The organism is Polyangiaceae bacterium (assembly GCA_020633205.1).
In the GTDB taxonomy this organism is placed as follows: domain Bacteria; phylum Myxococcota_A; class Polyangia; order Polyangiales; family Polyangiaceae; genus JAHBVY01.
Window position 1 is genome coordinate 22,944 of record JACKEB010000016.1, and the last position, 18,989, is coordinate 41,932.

Annotated in this window: 14 protein-coding genes and 1 pseudogene; 8 read left to right on the forward strand and 7 right to left on the reverse strand. The window is 64.5% G+C overall.

What is annotated here, in order from left to right:
- Position 1: 1 nt before the first annotated feature.
- The 3 genes from H6718_24835 (at position 2) to H6718_24845 (ending at position 2,799) form a co-directional block, all read left to right on the forward strand.
- The gene (locus H6718_24835) at positions 2 to 1,402 is read left to right on the forward strand and encodes an ABC transporter permease subunit (protein ID MCB9588660.1); all 1,401 of its coding nucleotides are present in this window, start codon (positions 2 to 4) and stop codon (positions 1,400 to 1,402) included.
- On the forward strand, positions 1,399 to 2,091 hold the full coding sequence (locus tag H6718_24840) for an ABC transporter permease subunit (protein ID MCB9588661.1): 693 nt from the start codon (positions 1,399 to 1,401) through the stop codon (positions 2,089 to 2,091). Before H6718_24835 ends, H6718_24840 begins: the two co-directional genes overlap by 4 nt.
- Before the next feature lie 66 nt (positions 2,092 to 2,157).
- Positions 2,158 to 2,799: a thioredoxin fold domain-containing protein gene (locus tag H6718_24845; protein ID MCB9588662.1), complete on the forward strand. Its 642-nt coding sequence runs from the start codon at positions 2,158 to 2,160 to the stop codon at positions 2,797 to 2,799.
- Between the two features lie 58 nt (positions 2,800 to 2,857).
- Here H6718_24845 and larC read toward each other — a convergent pair whose 3' ends face one another.
- Positions 2,858 to 4,267 carry a nickel pincer cofactor biosynthesis protein LarC gene (gene larC / locus H6718_24850; protein ID MCB9588663.1) on the reverse strand — a complete coding sequence of 470 codons (1,410 nt, stop codon included), beginning with the start codon at positions 4,265 to 4,267 and terminating at the stop codon, positions 2,858 to 2,860.
- A complete protein-coding gene (larB, locus tag H6718_24855; protein ID MCB9588664.1) occupies positions 4,264 to 5,028 on the reverse strand; it encodes a nickel pincer cofactor biosynthesis protein LarB in 765 nt (254 codons plus the stop codon). The genes larC and larB overlap by 4 nt, the downstream gene beginning before the upstream one ends.
- Before the next feature lie 104 nt (positions 5,029 to 5,132).
- Between larB and H6718_24860 the strand changes: the two genes are divergently transcribed.
- Positions 5,133 to 5,723, forward strand: coding sequence for a hypothetical protein (locus tag H6718_24860; protein MCB9588665.1), 591 nt, complete (start codon positions 5,133 to 5,135; stop codon positions 5,721 to 5,723).
- An 84-nt stretch (positions 5,724 to 5,807) separates the two neighbouring features.
- Positions 5,808 to 7,169, forward strand: coding sequence for a TldD/PmbA family protein (locus tag H6718_24865; GenBank protein MCB9588666.1), 1,362 nt, complete (start codon positions 5,808 to 5,810; stop codon positions 7,167 to 7,169).
- 117 nt (positions 7,170 to 7,286) lie between these two features.
- Here the strand turns inward: H6718_24865 and H6718_24870 are convergent, their stop codons facing one another.
- The gene (locus H6718_24870; protein ID MCB9588667.1) at positions 7,287 to 7,796 is read right to left on the reverse strand and encodes a helix-turn-helix domain-containing protein; all 510 of its coding nucleotides are present in this window, start codon (positions 7,794 to 7,796) and stop codon (positions 7,287 to 7,289) included.
- A gap of 700 nt (positions 7,797 to 8,496) precedes the next feature.
- A complete protein-coding gene (locus H6718_24875) occupies positions 8,497 to 9,792 on the reverse strand; it encodes a lamin tail domain-containing protein (GenBank protein MCB9588668.1) in 1,296 nt (431 codons plus the stop codon).
- A 233-nt stretch (positions 9,793 to 10,025) separates the two neighbouring features.
- On the opposite strand from H6718_24875, the gene H6718_24880 reads away from it, so the two are divergent.
- A complete protein-coding gene (locus tag H6718_24880; GenBank protein MCB9588669.1) occupies positions 10,026 to 10,358 on the forward strand; it encodes an XRE family transcriptional regulator in 333 nt (110 codons plus the stop codon).
- A gap of 8 nt (positions 10,359 to 10,366) precedes the next feature.
- Here the strand turns inward: H6718_24880 and scpB are convergent, their stop codons facing one another.
- The 3 genes and pseudogenes from scpB to H6718_24895 form a co-directional block, all read right to left on the reverse strand.
- The gene (gene scpB, locus H6718_24885) at positions 10,367 to 12,793 is read right to left on the reverse strand and encodes an SMC-Scp complex subunit ScpB (GenBank protein ID MCB9588670.1); all 2,427 of its coding nucleotides are present in this window, start codon (positions 12,791 to 12,793) and stop codon (positions 10,367 to 10,369) included.
- Between the two features lie 1,025 nt (positions 12,794 to 13,818).
- A pseudogene (locus H6718_24890) lies at positions 13,819 to 14,952 on the reverse strand (segregation/condensation protein A).
- On the reverse strand, positions 14,952 to 15,611 hold the full coding sequence (locus H6718_24895; GenBank protein ID MCB9588671.1) for a site-2 protease family protein: 660 nt from the start codon (positions 15,609 to 15,611) through the stop codon (positions 14,952 to 14,954). Before H6718_24895 ends, H6718_24890 begins: the two are co-directional and overlap by 1 nt.
- 444 nt (positions 15,612 to 16,055) lie before the next feature.
- Here H6718_24895 and H6718_24900 point away from each other — a divergent pair, with 444 nt between their 5' ends.
- On the forward strand, positions 16,056 to 18,230 hold the full coding sequence (locus H6718_24900) for a protein kinase (GenBank protein ID MCB9588672.1): 2,175 nt from the start codon (positions 16,056 to 16,058) through the stop codon (positions 18,228 to 18,230).
- Positions 18,227 to 18,967 (forward strand): hypothetical protein, encoded by a 741-nt coding sequence (locus tag H6718_24905; GenBank protein MCB9588673.1) that lies wholly within the window; start codon positions 18,227 to 18,229, stop codon positions 18,965 to 18,967. Before H6718_24900 ends, H6718_24905 begins: the two co-directional genes overlap by 4 nt.
- The last annotated feature ends 22 nt before the right edge of the window (positions 18,968 to 18,989 follow it).

Consider the following 18,989-nt stretch of genomic DNA (forward strand, 5'->3'; position numbering starts at 1 on the left):
GATGCGACACCTGCTGCGACGTCTGCTGTGGCTCTTGCCGGGCCTGATGCTCATCAGCTTGTTGGGCTTCTGGGCGGTCAGCCGTACGTTGCAGCCAAGCGCGAGCGCGGTGCCGCGCTTCTTCAACCCAAACCCGGTCAGCGTGCGTAACCTCGCGGAAAGAGCGATGTGGGACGCAGCCGAGGGAGGAAGCGACGGAGCAATCGAGCTCCGACGCCTCGGGGGCGCAGCACTGCCCTACGTCTTGCCCAAGCTCGATACCCTGCCGCCAGCCCAACGTACCCGCGTCGCGCTCGCTCTGGCCCCGTTGGGTCGCCGGATGGGCGTCGGGGAGCCGGAGGAGCTCGACGACGCCGAGGCGGCAGTGGTGTTCTGGGGGCGCTTTTGGCAAGACCGAGGCCTCGACTACCGCCCTTTGGTCGTCCGACGCGCGGTGTCCAGGCTGGCCTCCAAGAGCTCGACGCTGCGACGTGCAGACGTGTTGGCGCTCGACACCTATGCCTTGCCGGAGCTCTTCGCCGCGCTCTCTCCCCCCCAAACGGAGCAAGACATCCCCAGGGCCCGCCGCTTGGTCGCGGTGATCGCGCACATCACCGAGCGCAATGTACAAATCCGCAAGGAATCTACCTTGAAGGAGGCGCGGCAGAACGTACTCGAAAACCGCGAGTGGTGGCGTAGGGAGCGTTCGAACTACATCCCCCGAGAAGGCACGGACCGGGTCCTCGCGATGCTGCGAGATACCCAGTACGGCGAGTGGCTCACTGCGACCATTGTGTATCGTTCCGACGAGCTGGTTCGCCAACTCGGCTACGCGAGCGTTCCCAGCCTACGCTTGGCCGGCTGGGCAATCTTTGGGTCGATGTTGCTGGCCGTGTTGCTGCTACTCCTCCCGGTACCCCGAGGTCGACGCTACACGCTGCTTTTTGCCTGTTTCGCGAGTTCACCGTTCTGGTTCGTGTTGCTGTGGACAGGGTCTGACCTGGGCGCCGTAGCGATGGCGCTCTTCGGAGGCATCCGCACGGCAACGTACGCGAGAGCTCTACAGCGCCAGCTGGTGAGTCCCACCCTCGATCAAGCCGAACGTGGATTTGGGCTCAGTCCGCTAAGGCGCCGGGTACGTCATGCGCGCCTCGGCCTGGGCTACGCCGTCGCTGATCTGCCACTGGCCTTGCCTGGAATTTTTTCCGCGAGCATGCTCGTGGAGCTGGTTACCGGACAAAGCGCCCTGGGAACTCGCACGCTGCAGGCGGTCAAGCAGGGTGATATCGGCTGGGTGATGGTGCTCCTCGTGGCACTAACCGCGATGGTTGCAGTGGTGCAACTGATCGGCGACTACGCGCTCGGCCGCCTCGACCCACGTCTCCGCGAGGCACTGCACAAGCGAGAGGGGCGACTCGTATGAGGTTTCAAGTCGCGCTGTTGCTACTTGGGCTGGGTCTCGCGCTGAGCGCAGCCGGGTCTGTGCTCTCAGCCTCACCCGGCTTGTTCCAGCTCTGCCTGGTTGGTGTTTCCGTGGCGATTTTCGGGGCAGCGCTCGGCGTTGCGCTAGCGCTCTCCGCTGCGTTCGGCCCACGCGCAGTGGATCGCTTGCTCGCGCGCGGAGTGGAGGCGAGCGCAGCGCTCCCGACGGTGATCTTTCTCGCGCTGATGTTGATCGCCCAACCTGGCCTGGGCAGTACATTAGTTTTGCTTGCGCTGCTCAGGGCGCTACGTGTTGCCCGCCCGCTACGCGCCGAACTCCTGCGGATGCAGACTCTCGATTGGGCCCTTGCATCCCGAGCGCTCGGCGCCAGCACTTGGCGTCAGTTTCTATACGGATATTTACCAGCGTTGCTCGAGTTACTGGCCCTCGAGCTCGGCAGCGGCGTCTTGTGGACGCTAGGTGTGGTCTTCGCCACCTGCTACATGCGGCCCGACCTGTTGCCCCAGGGTGTGCTTTTGTTCGACGCCGCGAGCGGCGTAGCGCCCCTCGGCTGGGCTGGGGCTGCGTTGCTCGGCGCAGGCAGCCTCGGCTTGGTCTTTCCAGGTCGCCGCAAGCGTGGGGGGGGAGGCGCACCAGCGCAGCAACCGAGCCCGACAAGAAGCGCCTGAGCCCAAGAACTGGCGCGGATTTGGGGCTCGCTAACGCGCCGCCGGTTTTTGTTGTAGAAGCCCCCCATGGCACTCGCCCAAATCAGCGAACAGACGTTTGAGCAGGAAGTCCTCCACAGCGAGCTCCCCGTGATGGTGGAGTTTGGCGCTGAGTGGTGCGGCCCCTGCAAGACGGTGGCGCCGGAGCTTGCTGCCCTCGCTCAGGAGCTCGAGGGCAAGGCGAAGATCGTCACCGTAGACATCGACAAGAGCCCAATGTTGGCCCGCGCTCTGGGAATCCAGTCCGTGCCCACGTTCGTGGTCTTCCACAACGGACAGCCTGCTGGAGGCAAAGCTGGCGCGATGAAGCGAGCGGAGCTGCGCAAGCTCATCGAGCCCTTCTTGCCGCGCACCGCCGGTGCTTTGAAGCCCGAAGAGGTCGCGGAGCTGCTGAAGCGCGGACAGATCAGCCTCGTCGACACCCGAGAGGCACCCGTGTTCGCCCGTGCGCACCTACCTGGCGCTGCGAATCTGCCCCTCGAAGAAATCGAGAGTCGCCTGGCGGAGCTACACATGCTCCCCGCGGAACCGGTCTTGTACTGTCGCAGCGGAGACAAAACCAAGGAGCTAGCAGAAAAGCTCAGCGAGCAAGGCGTCCCGGTGAACTTCCTGGAAGGTGGCGTGCTGAACTGGGAAGCCGCCGGCTTCGAGCTCGAGCGCCCGGACTGATAGGCCGAGATGCTGACGTGACGCCCCCCTGCTTGGGCGTCACGGGCGGTTCGCCAGCTCAGACGCCGAGCTTTGACTGAGCCGCGGCCAATGCCACCCGGATCACTTCGCTGACTGGCTGATGAGCCTCCCGCGCGATGCGCTCGCAATCGGAGAACTCGGGCTTGATTTGCGCCGGGCCAAAGTCGCCCTCGCTGACCTTGACGCGTACATCGCCCCACGGTGTTTCCACATGGATTTCTCGGCGTGGTCGAACAACGCGCGCGACACGCCTTCGTCGCACACCAATCGAGCTGGTCTCGCGCAACACGCAGCGGGCGACGTCATCGGCCGTACCCAAGGGCGCCAATGCGGAGATCACCCAGCCTGGTCGGCCCTTCTTCATCGTTACAGGGACAATCCAGGCATCCACCGCGCCGGACTCGAGCACCGCAGCGAGCGCGTGACCAGCGAGTTCACCGGTGAGGTCATCGACATTGGCCTCGAGCAACTCGATGTCATCGGTCGAGCCGTCCGGGGCGATGAGAATCGCCCGGAGAGCGTTGGGACGATCCGGAAGCTTGCGGGTACCTGCACCCCAGCCGTGGGCGAGCGGCTTTCCAGTGGGCCAAACGCCAGTGCTTTCCGCAACCCCGGCCACGATGGCAGCGCCAGTAGGCGTCACCAGTTCGGCCTCGAGCCCGGAGTCGACGGTCAAGAAACCCTTGAGACAACCCAGTGTGGCGGGCGCTGGCAGCGGGATGCGCCCGTGGCGGCACTCCACGAAGCCGCGTCCTAGCGGCAGCGGGGTGACCAGTACTTTGGCCCCCAGATAGTCAAAGCAAGCCGCTGCACCAACGATGTCAACGATCGCGTCAAGCGCGCCGACTTCATGAAAGTGTACCGACTCGACGGGAATGCGATGAACCGCCGCCTCGGATTCCGCAAGGATACGGAAGATGCGCTGAGCTAGCGACTTCACCGATTCGCGCAGCCCACTGTCTGCGATGAGCTTTGCGATTTCAGCGTAGCTCCGCTCCCGTCCGCCGGCCTCCAGCTTGACGTCGAAATGCGTCGCACCGATCGCCCCAGCAGGCACGGAGGCGAGCTCCAGTTCGAAGCCGGAGAGAGACAGCGTCGCCACCGCCTCACGCACCACCGCGAAGGGCACTCCGAGGTCGACCAGCGCCGCGATGGTCATGTCCCCCGCGATACCGCTGAAGGTGTCGAGCAGGAGCAACTTGCCCTGACCAGCACCACGCGGGAGCGCGTCACGCCAGCGCTCTGGGTCGCCATCGATCACCGGACCGTGGTGGTGTCCGTCCCCGTGAGCGTGATGGTGCTCATCCTGATCATGATGCTCATGATCATGGTGCTCATGATCATGGTGCTCATGGTCGTGGTGCTCATGGTCATGAGACTCACCGCCGGCGCCCGGCCCGTGAGTATGCCCCGAACGATGGCTCCCCCCACCGTGGGGCGGGCTCACGCCGCCGGCCCCATACGACGTAGAATGCGAAACGCCGCCATGGCCGCCCCGAATCCGTTGTCGATATTCACCACGGAAACGCCCGACGCGCAGCCGGTGAGCATACCGAAGAGCGCGGTGAAGCCACCAAGCGCGGTGCCGTACCCGACGGAGGTCGGCACTGCGATCACGGGACCCGCGATCAGACCACCGACGACGCTCGCAAGCGCACCCTCCATGCCGGCCACGACGATCGCCACGGGGGTGTTTTGCAGGAGGTCGAGGTGCCGCACCACGCGGTGGATCCCTGCAACGCCCACATCGAAGACCCGTTGGTGCTTGGCACCACAAGCTGCGAGCGTCTCTGCAGCTTCTTCGGCGATCGGGATGTCGCTGGTGCCAGCGGTGACGATGGCAACGGGTGAGTTATCGAGGGACTCGACGACGCGGTCTCGGCTGATCACGACCCGCGCCTCTGCCTTGTACTCGAGAGCTGGCAGGACTTCGCAAATCCTTTGCGCCTTGTCGTTTTCCACACGCGTAATCAGCACGTTGGACGACCGAGCCAAGAGGGCCTGTGCGATGCCGATGATCTGCTCAGGGGTCTTGGACTCTCCAAGCACGACTTCAGGCAGCCCCTGACGCAGGGCGCGGTGGTGGTCCACATTGGCGAAACCGAGGTCCTCGACTGGAAGCTGCTTCAAGAGCTCCACCGCCGAGTCCAGCTCGACCTCTCCACGCTGCACCTTCTGCAATAATTCGCGCACCGATTGCGTGTTCACAGGGGCTCTATAGTCCTTCACCCCGGGCTCCACCACCAAGAGCGGCGCCTGGACCTGTCGCGCCTGGCTTGTGCTCATGCCTACCCGCCACTAGAACCCGTAAAGTGCCAGCGCTTCTCGGCCCCTTGATCGGCTTCGCCTTGGGCGTTGTCTTCGCCTGGTTGAGCGTTGGCAGGGCGGCACGCGACCGGCTCCAGGTGCGTCATCGTGGCACGCTGCTGAGCGCAGCGTACGGCCTGCTGATCTTCGCCCCAGTATGCGGCTATTTCATCGCCTTCGCCCCCGACTGGTCGGTCGCCTATTGGTTCGATGGGGCGGCGCTCGTGACGCCTTGGGGCCTACTCTGGGTGTTGCTCGACGCCAGTGCGCCCGCCCTTGGGTTCCTGATCGCCACACGCCAGGAGCGAGCCAAGCCGAGCTTCCTCGTGCGCGTTGGAAGCGCACCGGCTTTGCTCGCCCTCGGCCTGTTCGTCGTGAGCTACCGAAGGCTTGGAAGCTACGGCACCTATCGCCAGTTCCACGGTGACTTTGGCGTGCACCACGTCAGCGGAACGCCCCTTGGCCACGCTCTACTGTGGATGCTGCCGATCCTCACCCTGGGCACCCTGTGGACGCTGTACTGCATGCGTGACCTCAGCAAGGGCGCGACTTCCCCCATCCCGCGCCGGTCGCGTCGACACCCGGAACTAAGCTAGTGTCCAGGACTGATTCCTCGCGCCGCTCGGCGCGAATGTGGGTTCGCGCCGCGTGAGGCGCCCCCTTAGATGGAGCACCGAGAGATGAAGGACGACACACAACAGCTCAGGGAGCTGGCGGAGAAACTCGTAGCCCGCGCGCAGAAAGCAGGAGCCGACGTCGCTGAGGTGTCGGCGCGCTCAGGCTGGGAGCTGTCCACCAAGGTCAGGCTCGGAGAACCCGAGCTCGTCGAAGAGGCTGGTCACCGCGGTGTGTCGATGAAAGTGATCCGTGACCAGCGCGTGGCCATGAGCGCGACGAGCGACCTCTCGGAGGCCGGGCTGGAGCGGCTGGTGGCGGATGCCATCGCGTTGCTCGACCTGAGTCAGCCGGACGCCTGCGAAGGTCCAGCGGACCCAGAGCTGCTCGCAACCCCTCCCTTCCCTGAGCTTGATCTGTACGATCCCGCCGTCGAGGAGATCGATGCCGCCGCGGCGCTCGAACGCGCCAAGCTGGCTGAAAAGGCCGCGCTCGGCTTCGATGCGCGGCTCACGTTGTCGGAGGGCGCGACGTTTGCTCGCAACAGCGGCATCCGCGTCATGGTGCTCTCCAACGGCTTCGTCGGGACCACGCGCGGTTCCTACGCCTCCCTGGTGGTCTCGCCCGTCGCGAAGGACGACGGCGGCAAGAATCGTCGCGGCTTCTACTGGTCGGCGTGTCGCCATCTGGCCGACTTGGAGGATACCGAGGAAGTCGGACGCGAAGCCGCACGCCGCACGCTACGCCAACTGGGTGCACGCAAAGTCGACACCTGCGAAGCGCCGGTCATATTCGACCCAGACGTCGCCCGCTCCATCGTCGGCACCTTCGCCGGCTGCATCACGGGCGGCGCCGTCTGGCGCAAGTCAAGTTACCTCGCGGAAAGAGAAGGCTCCAGCGTCGCCAGCCCCCTGGTCACCCTAATCGACGATCCGCTGCTACCGCGAGCGCCTGGCTCCCGCCCGTTCGACGGTGAGGGCATGCCGTCCAGGCGAAACGTGGTGGTGCAGGACGGCGAGCTGAAGACGTTTCTGCTCGATTGGTACAGCGCCCGCAAGCTTGGCCGTGAATCAACCCACAGCGCGTCGCGAGGAGGCGCCTCGGTCGGTTCTTCGACCAGCAACTTCGTGCTGCAGCCAGGTAAGGTCAGCCGGGACGAGCTGATTCGCTCGACCAAGCGCGGGCTCTATGTCACCGAGATGATGGGCTTTGGCTTCAATGCGGTGACCGGCGATTTCAGCCGCGGCGCCGCTGGGTTCTGGATCGAAGACGGTGAGCTGGCGTTCCCGGTGAGCGAAATCACGGCCTCGTCGAACTTGGACACGATGCTGAAGAACATCGACGCGGTCGCCGATGACCTGGTGATGAAGACGTCAGTGGCCGCACCAACCTTCCGCGTCTCGTCGATGACCATCGCCGGGTCGTAGCTCGCCAGGCTGCGACCTCAGCTTCTCGAGGCGGGGGTCGTCTGTAGGGACCCAAAACTGAAGAGCCGATCGACGCCCCAGGCGAAGATCGGCTCAGCAGTTTGTGCGTACCCACGCTCAGGGGATCGGCCGGTCACGACGACGGACGCGCAGCAGACTCGCCAGGCTCCCGGGGTCGAGGAGGTCAAGCAGTTCGTAGCCTTCCGCGTCCGCGGGGGGCGAACCAACCCATACCACTCTGCAATCTTCGCACGCCCGATCGATCGCCGCACGGAAGGCCTTGAGGTCGACGCCAACCATCTGCTCGGCGACGACCACAACCATCAGTGGGCGATGGGACGGGCACATCACCAGTGCGTCGAGGGGATTCTCCAAGCTGATGGCCCCTCGAGGTAGCCCAAGTGTCCCAGCGCGCGCATCCTCCGCGACGAGCAACAGTGGACACCTACAGCTCAACTCGTCGGGTACAGGGAAGCCGGAGCGGCGCATGAACTCCGCCACATCTTCCGCGCGGAACCGTAGGTGACGCCCCGGAGTGCGGAAGTGCGGGATGCGTCCGTCCGCCACCCAGTTGTGGACGGTCTTTACTCCACAACCCAGGAGCTCTGCGACCTGGCGCGTCGTCAAAGGCGCCTGCTCCTCGCGGCGATACACTTTGATGCGAGACCCGGAGCTCCGACCGTCATCCCACTCCGCGAGAGTTTCGTCAGTCGTTTCGGCGGATGCGTCGATTGCTCGTTGGTTCACACTGGCCCCCTTTGTGGGGTTGGGGTTGGGTTCGGCGCGCAAACGCGGATGGGGTCGCGCGGGAGGGGATGGGCCGTGGCTAACGCACTGTCACCGCGCGGTAGCCTGAAGTCGCAGTGAAGCTAATCTTGGTTTATGGAAACGAGCCCGCATTCGTCAATCGAAACTCGCGACGCGGGGAAAGATTGTCGCGGAACCAGGACCGTCGGCTAGCGGAGAGTGACTCAACCCGTCTCTCCATGACGCGATCACCAATCCACGAGTGAACGCACGAACGCGCAACCAGCGCAAAGCGCACGGCTGGCTGCTCCAAGCGGCCTTGCAAACCACAACACCTACAGACTCACACCGAACGTTCCCGTTTCGACACCGGAATGTCGGTGACTTGAACGTCTGTTGGCCAGACGCCTTCTGCTGCCCGGAAACACGCGGCAGCGCCGTTCTCGAGTTGTGGCAGCAAACCCGCCGTTGAGCGTTGGCCCGCGGCAAGGGTAACACGCCAGTCGATGCGAAACGGAACTCGTTCGGAGCGCTGACTAATTCTCCCCCGAACGTAGCCACTGCGTGAGACGGAACGGCGTTAGTCAGTAGCGGCGGCGTCGAAACGATTCGCTTCGCCTGGAGATGCGCCCGGCGCGCCGTGGGTCTGGAAAGAGATGAGTACATCACTCAGTTCCGGTGTCCGCCTCGCAACGCTATACCCTGGCTTGTCATGTTTCAACGGTGGAATAGCGGACACCAAATCTCCGTCGGGATCTCGCAGGATGAGCGGCTCTCCTGAATTCGAAAGCCCGCTCTTGCCCAGCTGCTCCACCACGATCAGCTGAACCTCCTTCGAGGGTGACAGGTCGAAAGGGTATGCGCGATCATACTCAGGGGTGACGAGTAGCGCGTACGCTCCCGGCGACACCGTCGCAGGCGGCAGCTCGGTGCGTCCCGCACCATCCTCCAGCGTGTAGCCGTCCAGGGATGCGACGCGGGAGCCCGCATTGAAAAGCTCGATCCACTCCTGCGCGGGTTCTGGCCCGTTCGGATTTGCCAGCACCTCGTTCAGTACAACCTGCGCTCGAGGAGCAAGGGTCCGAACTTCCCCCTCATCACGCAGCGTGTTGCCCGCGGGATCCAAGCTAACCAACGAGTAGGCATAGCTGGTGTCGGGGCTTAGCCCTGAGATGACTAGAAAATCACCAGTTTCAGGCCCGAGTGTGTTGCCAGCGATCTCAACGACCCACAGCGACTCTCGGGGCTTCCGCAATGCCAGGTACGAATCCCCTGCACGCGCGCACCCATCGGCCAAAGGCTGCTCCGTGACCGCGCACTCCAAGGAGGCTCTTGCGACGGATTCTTCAACCGCAAGCCGCGTGGCGGGTAGCCAACTGTCTCCGATTGCAAGCGGCGCGAGACACGGCTCCGAGGCGGAGTCGGTGAGCTCAAGTGTGAAGCAGCTCTCGGCCAGGAACCCTACATCGCTTATCCCCACGGCAACGTGCCCTGCTACGCCGCACGCGTCCAGCGACACGCTGGACTCCCCTACCCGCCATCCTGGACAGAAGACAGCTAGGCGACCGGATCGCCCCTGAGGAGGCCAGACCCGCGGGGCGTATTCGGGTTGTTCGAATGCAACGTCCACCTCGAGCAGCAGGCCCAACCCGAGCTCAGCCAGGGAGTAGCGCTGCCCTGGGACGAGCGGTTCCTGGTTGCCGAGCCATGCTGGAGCCGCGGGATCAACCCCCCAGCGCAACGCTTGAACCTCCCGGTCGAGCAACGACTCGGGGAGGTCGCGCTCACGCAAGCGGCGCTCGTAGTACTCGCTGAGGCTGCCTGTATAGAGCCGCAGGTCGGCGGCGTTGCTGCCGGGCACTTCGAACCGCGCCACGTTTGGGATCCCTCCCGCGCTCGGCGCACCATGAATCTCAATCTCCCTGTCCGGAGCGACCTCCGGCACGGGCGGTTCGAACGAGGGCTCGCAGCCCACTACGACGGCAAGAGCAGCAAGGACGAGCGCGGATGAAACGGGCGGATTCGATCGGAGGTACGGGGCCACCTGAAAACTTCGACCGGTACCAGCGCGAGTTGCTTCTTCGATGGCTGGGGCACTACGGTTCCCGCGTGAGCCCTGAAGACATCAAGCAACTACGCAAGGACCTTGGCTGCACCGCCCGTGAACTCGCAGAGACCCTGGGCCTCGAACAGAAGGAAGTACTCGCGTGGGAGGATGGAGAGCTCTTCCCCACCAAACGCTGGGTGAGCGCGATGCAGCGGCTGAGGCAAGAAGGGCCCAGCGCTATCAAGAAGAAGCCCCGCGGCAAGGCCAAGGGCGCCACGGGGATGGCTCGTCTTCACGACGCGGAACTCTGGGCGATCGTGCGCAAGCTCCTGGCTCACCCTCAGCTGTTCGAACGCGTCAAGGCGCTCGCCGCCGACTTCGACGACCCGAGCTGAGCTAGCGCTCAGTCGTCGTCGTCGTCGTCGTCGTCGTCATCGTCGTCGTCGTCGTCATCGTCGTCGACGTCATCGTCGTCGTCGTCCGATTCGTCGTCATGGTCCCAGCCACGGTCCGTCTCGTCTGCCTCGGTATCGGGGGCACTGATGGAGACGCTCCCCCGAGCCTCTCCGATGTCCTCGTCGTCGGTGTCGTCCTCGATGGACAGCTGGGCGCGTGGCGGCTGCTCGTCCCAGGCGTCAACGGAGTCCTCGCTTAGACCTTCTCCGTCGTCATCGCGTTGATCGGCATCACCGTCATCGGCATCGCCGTCATCGTCGTCATCGTCGTCATCATCGTCATCATCGTCATCATCGTCATCATCGTCATCATCGTCGCCGCCATGGGCCGTGGCGCGCGTGTCCTCTTCGTCACTCTCAGCAGACTCAGCGCGCCGTTGCATGCGCTCCGCTTCGCGACGCTCGAGCTCCTCGAGCTCCGCCCCCATGAGTCCCTCGTCGAGTTCGTCGTCATCCCCGAACGTGTCGCCATCGCTGCGATCGCGAAACTCCTGAGTCGGTTCGCCCTCGGCGTCGACGGGGATCGGATCGCCGCCATCGAACGCTGCTGGCGCTTCGTCGTTGAATTCGATGGGCCCGGCAGGTGCTTCCTCTCCGAGCTGGCTCGTGAACTTGTCTTTCGACTCCTCGCTGAGTTCCGTGAACTCACGCAGCGTCGGGAGATCCTTCAGCGAATCGAGACTGAACAGCTCCAAGAAGGCGTCGCTGGTACCGTAGAGCATCGGACGGCCTGGTTCGTCCTTCTTGCCGAGGATGCGCACCAAATCGCGCTCGAGTAGGCCCTTGAGCACAGGCCCACAGTCCACCCCACGGATGTCGTCTATCTCGGGGCGCGTGATCGGCTGCCGATACGCGATGATGGCGAGAGTCTCGAGCTGCGCGCGGCTTAGGCGCACTGGCCGCTGGGAGAGATGGGTCCGAACGTACTCGCCGTAGCGAGGGTTCGAACGGAAGCTGATGCCTCCAACAGCCTCGTGGAGCACCATCCCGCGGTCGCGGTATTCCGCGCGGAGCTCGTCGATGATCTCCTGTGTTCGCTTCTTGTCGAGCTTGGCAGCGCGGGCCACTTCTTTCACGGACAGCGGCTTGTCGGAGACGAACAGGATGGCTTCGATCAGCCCACGCAAGAAGCCTTCAGTGTCTTCGATGTCTTCCTCGACCGCCGCCTCACCTTCTCCGAGGAGCGAACCAGAGGCGCTCTGCTCATCGCCGTCGATCAGGGTTAGCTGAGGCCCGGCATCGGCGGCTTCCTCCGCATGAAGTTCTCCTTCTGCGGCTCCGTCGCCAGCCTCGGTCGCATCAGAGGCTTGCGGGACGGGCGCTGTCTCTTCTTCCGCGGCATCCCCGTCAGACGCCTCGTCCACCTGTTTTGAGGCCGTCTTCGAGGCCTTCTTGTCCGCCTGCTTGGCGGTCTTCTTCGAGGTCTTCTTGGCGGTCTTCTTCGAGGTCTTCTTGGCGGCTTTCTTCGAGGTCTCCCCAGCTTCCGGCGTTTCCTCCGGTGAGCTGTCCACCTCGGGCGCGCCCACCTCCGCCGCGTCGTCGTTCAGGGGCGCGTCCGGCGTCTCGCTGTTGTCCGTCTCACGTTCCGACGCCGCCGACTTCTCTTTCCTCGCGGCAACTGTCTTCTTGGACGCCTTCGCGGATTTCGTCTTGGTCGCCTGCTTCGCGGCCTTATCGGCCTTGTTTGACGCTGGCTTCTTTGAGGCGTTCTTCGCGGTCTTGTCGGCCTTATTTGACGCCGGCTTCTTTGAGACTCTCTTCGCCGGTTTCGCGTCAGCGTCTTGAAGTTCGCCCGCGCCGGGCTCTGCTGCCTCAGCGTCTGCTAGCTCAGCGCCCGCCAACGGCTCTGACTCAGTGCCATCGGAAGCTTCCGCTTCTCGCTTGGAACGCTTAGAGGCCTTCTTCGGTGCCTTCTCGGCCAGATCGGTGTCTTGCGCCTTCGGCGTCTTGGAGGTCTTCTTCTTGGCTGACTTGGCAGCCTTCTTGGAAGGCTTCGACGCCTTGGTCGGCTTCGACTTGCTCGGCGCTGCGTTCTCTGACGCGGCCTCGCGTGAGTCGTCCGCAGGAGTGGTCTCTGAGGAGTCGCTGGGTGCAGCCTCCTTAGCCTTTGCCGCAGCTGGCTTGTTCGCCTTCTCCGACGCCTTGCTGCTCCTGGACGGCTTCGTGGACTTCGCGTTGGGTGGAGCGTCGCCTGGCTTTCCACCGGCCTTCTTCCCCCGCTTGGTCGCGACTTCGAGGGCGGACGTCGCATCCTCCACAGCGGGCGCGTCGCCGGCGCCTTTGCCACGTGGCTTCTTGGCAGCGGGCGACTCGACCTCGGACGAGGCGTCCGACTGCTTCTTCTCAGGTTGCTTGGCGCGTTTAGCTTGGGCCATCAGTCTTGCTCATCGCTCCCCGGTGCATCCAGGGGCCTGTTTTCGTCTTCCACCGTCGGAGACTCCAGCGGTTCGGCGGCGCTCGGTGGCTCTTCACTCGCTTCCTCCACCAGTGAGGACTCCGGCTCGAGTACGGGAGCGGTTTCGGGTTCGCCGACGGTGCTTTCCTCTGCCGCCGGGGTGTCCTCTCCCCCCCAATAATCCTCCCGGAAATTGAAGCCAGGCTCCGGGTCGACCGCGGGTTCGCCACCCGTGGATGCGTCCGGCTCGACGGGCGTAAAATCGAGCGTCACTCCTTCGGCGGAAGAGCCCCCTTCTCTTGACTCAGCAGCGTCCGCCAAGCTCAGTTCCTCCCGGAAACCGACTGCAGCATGTGGCTCTGGCTCTGGCTCTGGCTCTGGCTCTGGCTCTGGCTCTGGCTCTGGCTCTGGCTCTGGCTCTGGCTCTGGCTCTGGCTCTGGCTCTGGCTCTGGCTCTGGCTCTGGCTCTGGCTCTGGCTCTGGCTCTGGCTCTGGCTCTGGCTCTGGCTCTGGCTCTGGCTCTACAGCATCCTTGGGCGCCTCAAGCGGAGCGGCGGTTGCTTCGGCGTCTGGACCGGCGCCCGGCTCCTCGACGTTCGCCAAATCTTGCGGGGCGTCGGCGTCGGGCTCTTCGTCGGCGTCCTTTGCGGAATCATTCGCGTCGCCTTCGTTGTCCGCGTCGTCGTCTGAATCGCCTTCGTCGTCGTCGTCCGATTCGTCGTCGTCGTCCGATTCGTCGTCGTCATCCGATTCGTCGTCGTCATCCGATTCGTCGTCGTCATCCGATTCGTCGTCGTCGTCCGATTCGTCGTCGTCGTCCGATTCGTCGTCGTCGTCCGATTCGTCGTCGTCGTCCGATTCGTCGTCGTCGTCCGATTCGTCGTCGTCGTCCGATTCGTCGCCGTCCAACGCCTCCGTAGGCTCCGGGGAGTCGCTCTCCGCCTGAGCCTTGATGGCCTGGGGGTGCACGATTCCGTCGGGCAACACGAGTGAGTCGCTGGACTCCTCGTCGGGGGACACCGCCAGGCTGACGAAAATCGTCTCGAATGGTCCCTCCTGCTCGATGCGGATCATGCGCAGCCGGGTCATTTCGAGCAACGCCAGGAAGGTGACGACGACCTCCGCTTTGGTGGCGTCCTCGCCAAACAGTTCCTCGAAGCGGCAGTGCGGGAGCCGCGTCAGCACACCGCTGAGCTCGTTGATCTTGTCGGTGATCGAGAAGCGCTCGAAGTCGATGGTGTGGTCCATCGTCTTCTTCGCGCGGTCGAGCACCGATTGGAACGCATCGAGCAGCTTGAAGACGCCGACGGGCGCAAGCGGTGCCGGCCCATCGACGGTTGGAGCCTCGATGCCGCGACCGAAAATGTCTCGCCCGAACAAGTCGCGGTTACCGAGGTCCTCCGCCGCTTGCTTGTACTTCTGGTACTCGAGCAGGCGTCGAATCAGCTCGGCTCGCGGATCTTCCTCTTCCACCTCCTCGGCATCCTCGTCCGCTTGACTTGGATCCGGGGGGAGCAGCATGCGCGACTTGATGTGCGTCAGCGTAGCCGCCATCACGAGGTACTCAGCCGCGACGTCGATGTTCAGATCCGTCATCAGCTTCAGGTACTCGTTGTACTTCTGAGCGATGAACGCGATGGGGATGTCGAGGATGTCGAGTTCATGCTGCTGAATGAGGTGCAGCAGGAGGTCGAGTGGCCCTTCGAAACTCGGTAGTTGAACGCGGTAGGCGTTGGGATCGACGGTGGCCTCGACCGCCTCCCGGAGTTCTGCCGCGCGCCGCTCAGCCTCGGTCAGCTCCGCAGTTGGAGCTTGCTCGAGAGCAGCTTGCTCAAGAGCGGCTTGCGCGGGCTCTGCTGCGCTTTCCGTCGGCGAGTCCACCGCAGCTTCAGCGGGCGCGGCAGGCTCCGGTTCTGCGGCCTGTTCGGGCCCTGCGGCCTGTTCGGGTTCTGCAACGACGTCCGCAGCAGGCTCGCTGGCTTCAGGGGGCGTGCCGGACTCCTCGGGCGTTTCCGCAGGGTCAGCCTCAGCGCTCTCGGGCGACTCCGCCGGCGACTCTGACTTCGCCTCAAGCGTTTCCGCACGGGTATCCTCCGAAGCCAGTTCCTCAGAGACTTCCGCGACGTCTTCGTCGCTCATCAGAAGCCTCCTATCGGGGCGTGCGCGACGCGCTCGAAGCCGACCAACAGCCAGTTGACTGGCTGGCGAATCACACTGCCAAAGCGACTAACCACCACGAGCAACAGCAGAAACGAAAACGGCGCGACCTTCTCGAGCACGCTATCGAAACGCCGGGGCAGCAACCTCGACCCATCGAGGGGAGGAATAGGCAGCAGGTTGAACACGAACAGCCCGAGGTTCGTGAGCACCATGGCGCTCAGGAAAGCCAGCAGGGGAACGCCGCCTTTCATCAGTAACCCGCTGCGATCGCACACCACGAGGGCGACGTAGCTCAAGCACGCCAGCACGAGATTCGAGAGCGGCCCTGCGGCGGCGACGACCATCGAGCCCGTGCGCATCGTGAGCTTTCGGGTCAGGCGCGTGGGATTGAATTGCACGGGGCGAGCCCAGCCGATCATCGGAACCGAACCAAAGAACGCTGCAGCGATTGGGATCAGGAATGTCCCGAAAATGTCGTAGTGCTCGAGGGGGGAGAGGGTGAGCCTGCCTTGGCGCCGGGGCGTGTCGTCTCCCAACCGGTCTGCCGCCAGCGCGTGCGCGAACTCGTGCACGCTGAGCGACAGCAGCATCACCACCAGGGTGAGCACCAAGTTGCGAATGGTATCGGGCGAGAACACGGAGGACGGAGCCTAGAACGAATCCAAACAGTTGGGGTTTGCCGAGTTGCGCCCCTCCAACCGAGCTGCGGTAGGTCGACCGCGCGGGGATAGCTTCCTGCTCAATCTGCCCCGGCAACGCAACGCCGATCTGACGCTGGCAACACGCCACACCGCGGCGAACTCCAATGCCTAACCGCCTGTGCGTAACTTCGCGGCGGCGGCCGCCCCGCACTCCCCGGAATTCAAGCCTCGCGGCGCTCTTCCCCCAAGAAATCCACAGGCTGTCCCGAAAGGGCTGTGGATAGGAGATCCAACGAGAAAAATTGCGGCAAGACGCGCCTCACGCCCCTCGCGAGCACGAAAACCTGAGTCTCCCAGCGACTCTAGCGGTACCCGACTGCTCGGGAAGGTACTACTACTCCACTCTGTGAGTGCGGCGGCTCGACGTAGCCAAGGGGTGTGATGGGAGAGCGGCGGACGTGCCCGACTTGTGGGGAAAACTACGCCCCGGACGTCATCTTCTGTCCGCGTGACGGCGCACCTCTCGGCGGCCGCAAGACCGAGCTGCAGGACGACGCCTACCTTGGCCTCGAGCTCGCCGGTCAGTTCCGACTGGACCAACTGATCGGGATTGGCGCCATGGGGCGCGTGTACCGCGCACATCAGTCGGGCATTGGACGCGACGTCGCCGTTAAGATCCTGCACCGGGAGCTGCTCACGAACGACACGTTGATCCGGCGTTTCCACCAGGAAGCAAAGGTCGCGAGTCGGCTCCTACACCCGAACGTGGTGCAGGTGCTGATGACAGGGCAGCTTCCACGCATGCCGGACTCGTTGATCGGCGGCGAGTCGTACTTGGTGATGGAGCACCTAGACGGCATCTCGCTGCGCTCCTGCCTGGGTGCGGCGGGAGGTGCGTTGCCACTGCCGCGCGCGCTGCACATCGTGCTCCAGGTCTGCGACGCAGTGGGTGAAGCCCACGCGCAGAACATCGTGCACCGCGACCTCAAGCCCGAGAACGTGATGCTGGTGCGACGAGGCGACGATCACGACTTTGCAAAGGTGCTCGATTTCGGCGTCGCCAAAATCGACCTCGGAGACGAATCCGTCGCGACCCAAGCCGGCGCCGTGTTCGGTACGGCTCGCTATGTGTCCCCAGAAGGCGCACGCGGCGACAAGGTTGGTCCGCCAGGCGACGTGTACGCCCTGGCCACGATGCTGTTCCAGACGTTGAGCGGCACAACGCCTTTCGATGGAGACAACCCGGTAGCCATCCTAGTAAAGCACGCAAACGCCGAGCCACCGGATGTGCGCAGCGTGCCGCGCTCGAGCTACGTGCCGGAGCCCATCGCTCGCGTCATCTTGCAAAACCTCGCCAAGCAGGCTTCCGCCCGCGCAGCGGATGCGAGGGTCTTCGGTCGTGCCCTGGTTGAAGCCGCGCGGCAAAGCGGGCTCGCTCCAGAAGACTTGGCGTTGCGTTCGACACTCCTCGGAGGCGGCACCGCTCTCAGCCTGTCTAGCCTTCAGCGCACCAAGAGCCTGGACTTGAGCCCAGATTTGGCTGCTCGCATGCGTGGAGAAACGCCCGCGCCCGAGGACGCTTCCGCTGATCGCAGCCCAGGTGGCCAAAGCGCACCGAGCGGCACCAAGATCCTCGAACCCGAAGAAGCCGCGCACAAGCCGGTGACGCGCTTGGTGGAGCCAGATCCTCCCGGCAACGCCCATGACACCCGCGTCTCACCTGCCCTAACCCAGAACGATGAAGGAGCGCCGCAAGCGACGCCCGTGAAGCCCGAGCGGACTTCCGGAACCCCCAGCTCGCCGGACACAGGCCTCGCCACGCCAGCTCCGGGCGCGAGTTCTCCGGGATTGACACGACCCAGCTCTCCGGAAGGGAGCCTGGCGCGTCCCAGCTCACCAGGGGCTCTCAGCCTGCCTGACGACGCCCCGCTGAGCGGACCGCACTCGAGCGCTGGTCCCCAGAGCGGCCCCTACTCGTCGCCTTACTCGGGCCGCGGTTCGCTCCCCAGTGTAGAGCCCTACGAGATGCCCGAGGAACAGCCCAGGTCGCTCAAGGCGCTGGTTTTGGTGCTGTGTTTCGTGCTCGGGGCCGGGCTCAGCGTGCTCATCGCCTACAAGCTTGGTGTCTTCCAGAACAAGACGCTCTCTGCGGAGGGCTACACCGAGCAGGCCCAGAAGGCCCTGGCGGCAGGTCACCTGGTGGATCCTCCTGGAAACAACGTAAGGGACATCACCGACGCGGCGCTGCAACAGTGGCCGAAGCATCCCGGGCTGCTCGAAGTGCGCAAAGACGCGGCGAGCCGTCTAGTGGATCAGGCGGAGGCTCAACGCGCGGCGCCGGTGGAAGCCACGCGGCTCCTGAACCTGGCGACAGACCTCGACGGGGACAACACGCGGGCCAAGCAACTGTTACGCGAACTCTCGAAGCCCCCCGAGCTAGACGCAGGGGCGAGCGACGCCGCGCCTAGCGCGACCGGCGCAGCCATTCGGGTTCCCCACGGTAACAAACCACCAGCACCGAAAGCCTCTAGCTCCGCGAGCACCACGCCTAGCAGCGCGCCTTCGGTAGCTCCCCCCGCGCCAACGCCCACGGGCTCCGGAGGGCGTTGGCTATGACACGCGGGTCACTGCTGGTCGCTGCGCTGCTCAGCAGCAGCGTGCTCTTCAGCTGGAGCCCTGCCTCATCTGCCCAGACGCATGAAGACGAGGAAGGCAGCCTCGGCCTCAACCCCCGCACGTTGGTGCGGCCTCATGGCGCTGCAGAGGCCGGCGTTGGCCTGCTCACGCTGCCCGGCGCCGAAGTCTGCGTCGACGTAACCCAGGGCTGCGAGACCGGGGACACGAGCCTCGAGCTCCACGCCTGGCAGCTGTACCGGGCCAACGTCGATCTCGCCTTTGGCGCAGGCCTGACGCTTGCGCTCACCCCCTCCACGGACGCGCCCCGAGAGGACCCTCCAGGAGTGCCCCGCGACCACGCCCGACGTTACTTCCTCGTGGAAGCGACCGCCCGCTACTACGCCGTGGTGAGCCGCTCGGTCGAGTCGTGGATCGGCATCATGACTGGTCTCGTGGTCATCAGCGACCGCTTCACACCCCAGGACCCCGAGAGCGACAAGGCCTTGGTTGGCCCGCCTGGCGTCACCATCCGCACCGAGGGCTACAGCCTTGCCCTCGGCGGGGGCGCGGCGTTCGCCTTGGCGCCCAACTGGAGCCTCGGCACCAGCTTGCGCGTCGGCACTTGGTTCCTCCCGGAAACACCGGAGAAGAGCCCTCTTGGCGACGAAGCCTCTCTCGCCGGTCGCATCACGATGTTCGACATCGGGGTAAACATCGCCTACCGTCTGAATCTCTAACGCGCTCTTGCTTCGTCGAGAG

Bases quoted from the DNA above. Each gene is read 5' to 3' on its own strand.
- H6718_24835 (MCB9588660.1), top strand. From the start codon at position 2: ATGCGACACCTGCTGCGACGTCTGCTGTGGCTCTTGCCGGGCCTGATG.
- H6718_24840 (MCB9588661.1), top strand. From the start codon at position 1,399: ATGAGGTTTCAAGTCGCGCTGTTGCTACTTGGGCTGGGTCTCGCGCTG.
- H6718_24845 (MCB9588662.1), top strand. From the start codon at position 2,158: ATGGCACTCGCCCAAATCAGCGAACAGACGTTTGAGCAGGAAGTCCTC.
- H6718_24865 (MCB9588666.1), top strand. From the start codon at position 5,808: ATGAAGGACGACACACAACAGCTCAGGGAGCTGGCGGAGAAACTCGTA.
- scpB (MCB9588670.1), bottom strand. From the start codon at position 12,793: ATGGCCCAAGCTAAACGCGCCAAGCAACCTGAGAAGAAGCAGTCGGAC.
- H6718_24900 (MCB9588672.1), top strand. From the start codon at position 16,056: ATGGGAGAGCGGCGGACGTGCCCGACTTGTGGGGAAAACTACGCCCCG.
- H6718_24905 (MCB9588673.1), top strand. From the start codon at position 18,227: ATGACACGCGGGTCACTGCTGGTCGCTGCGCTGCTCAGCAGCAGCGTG.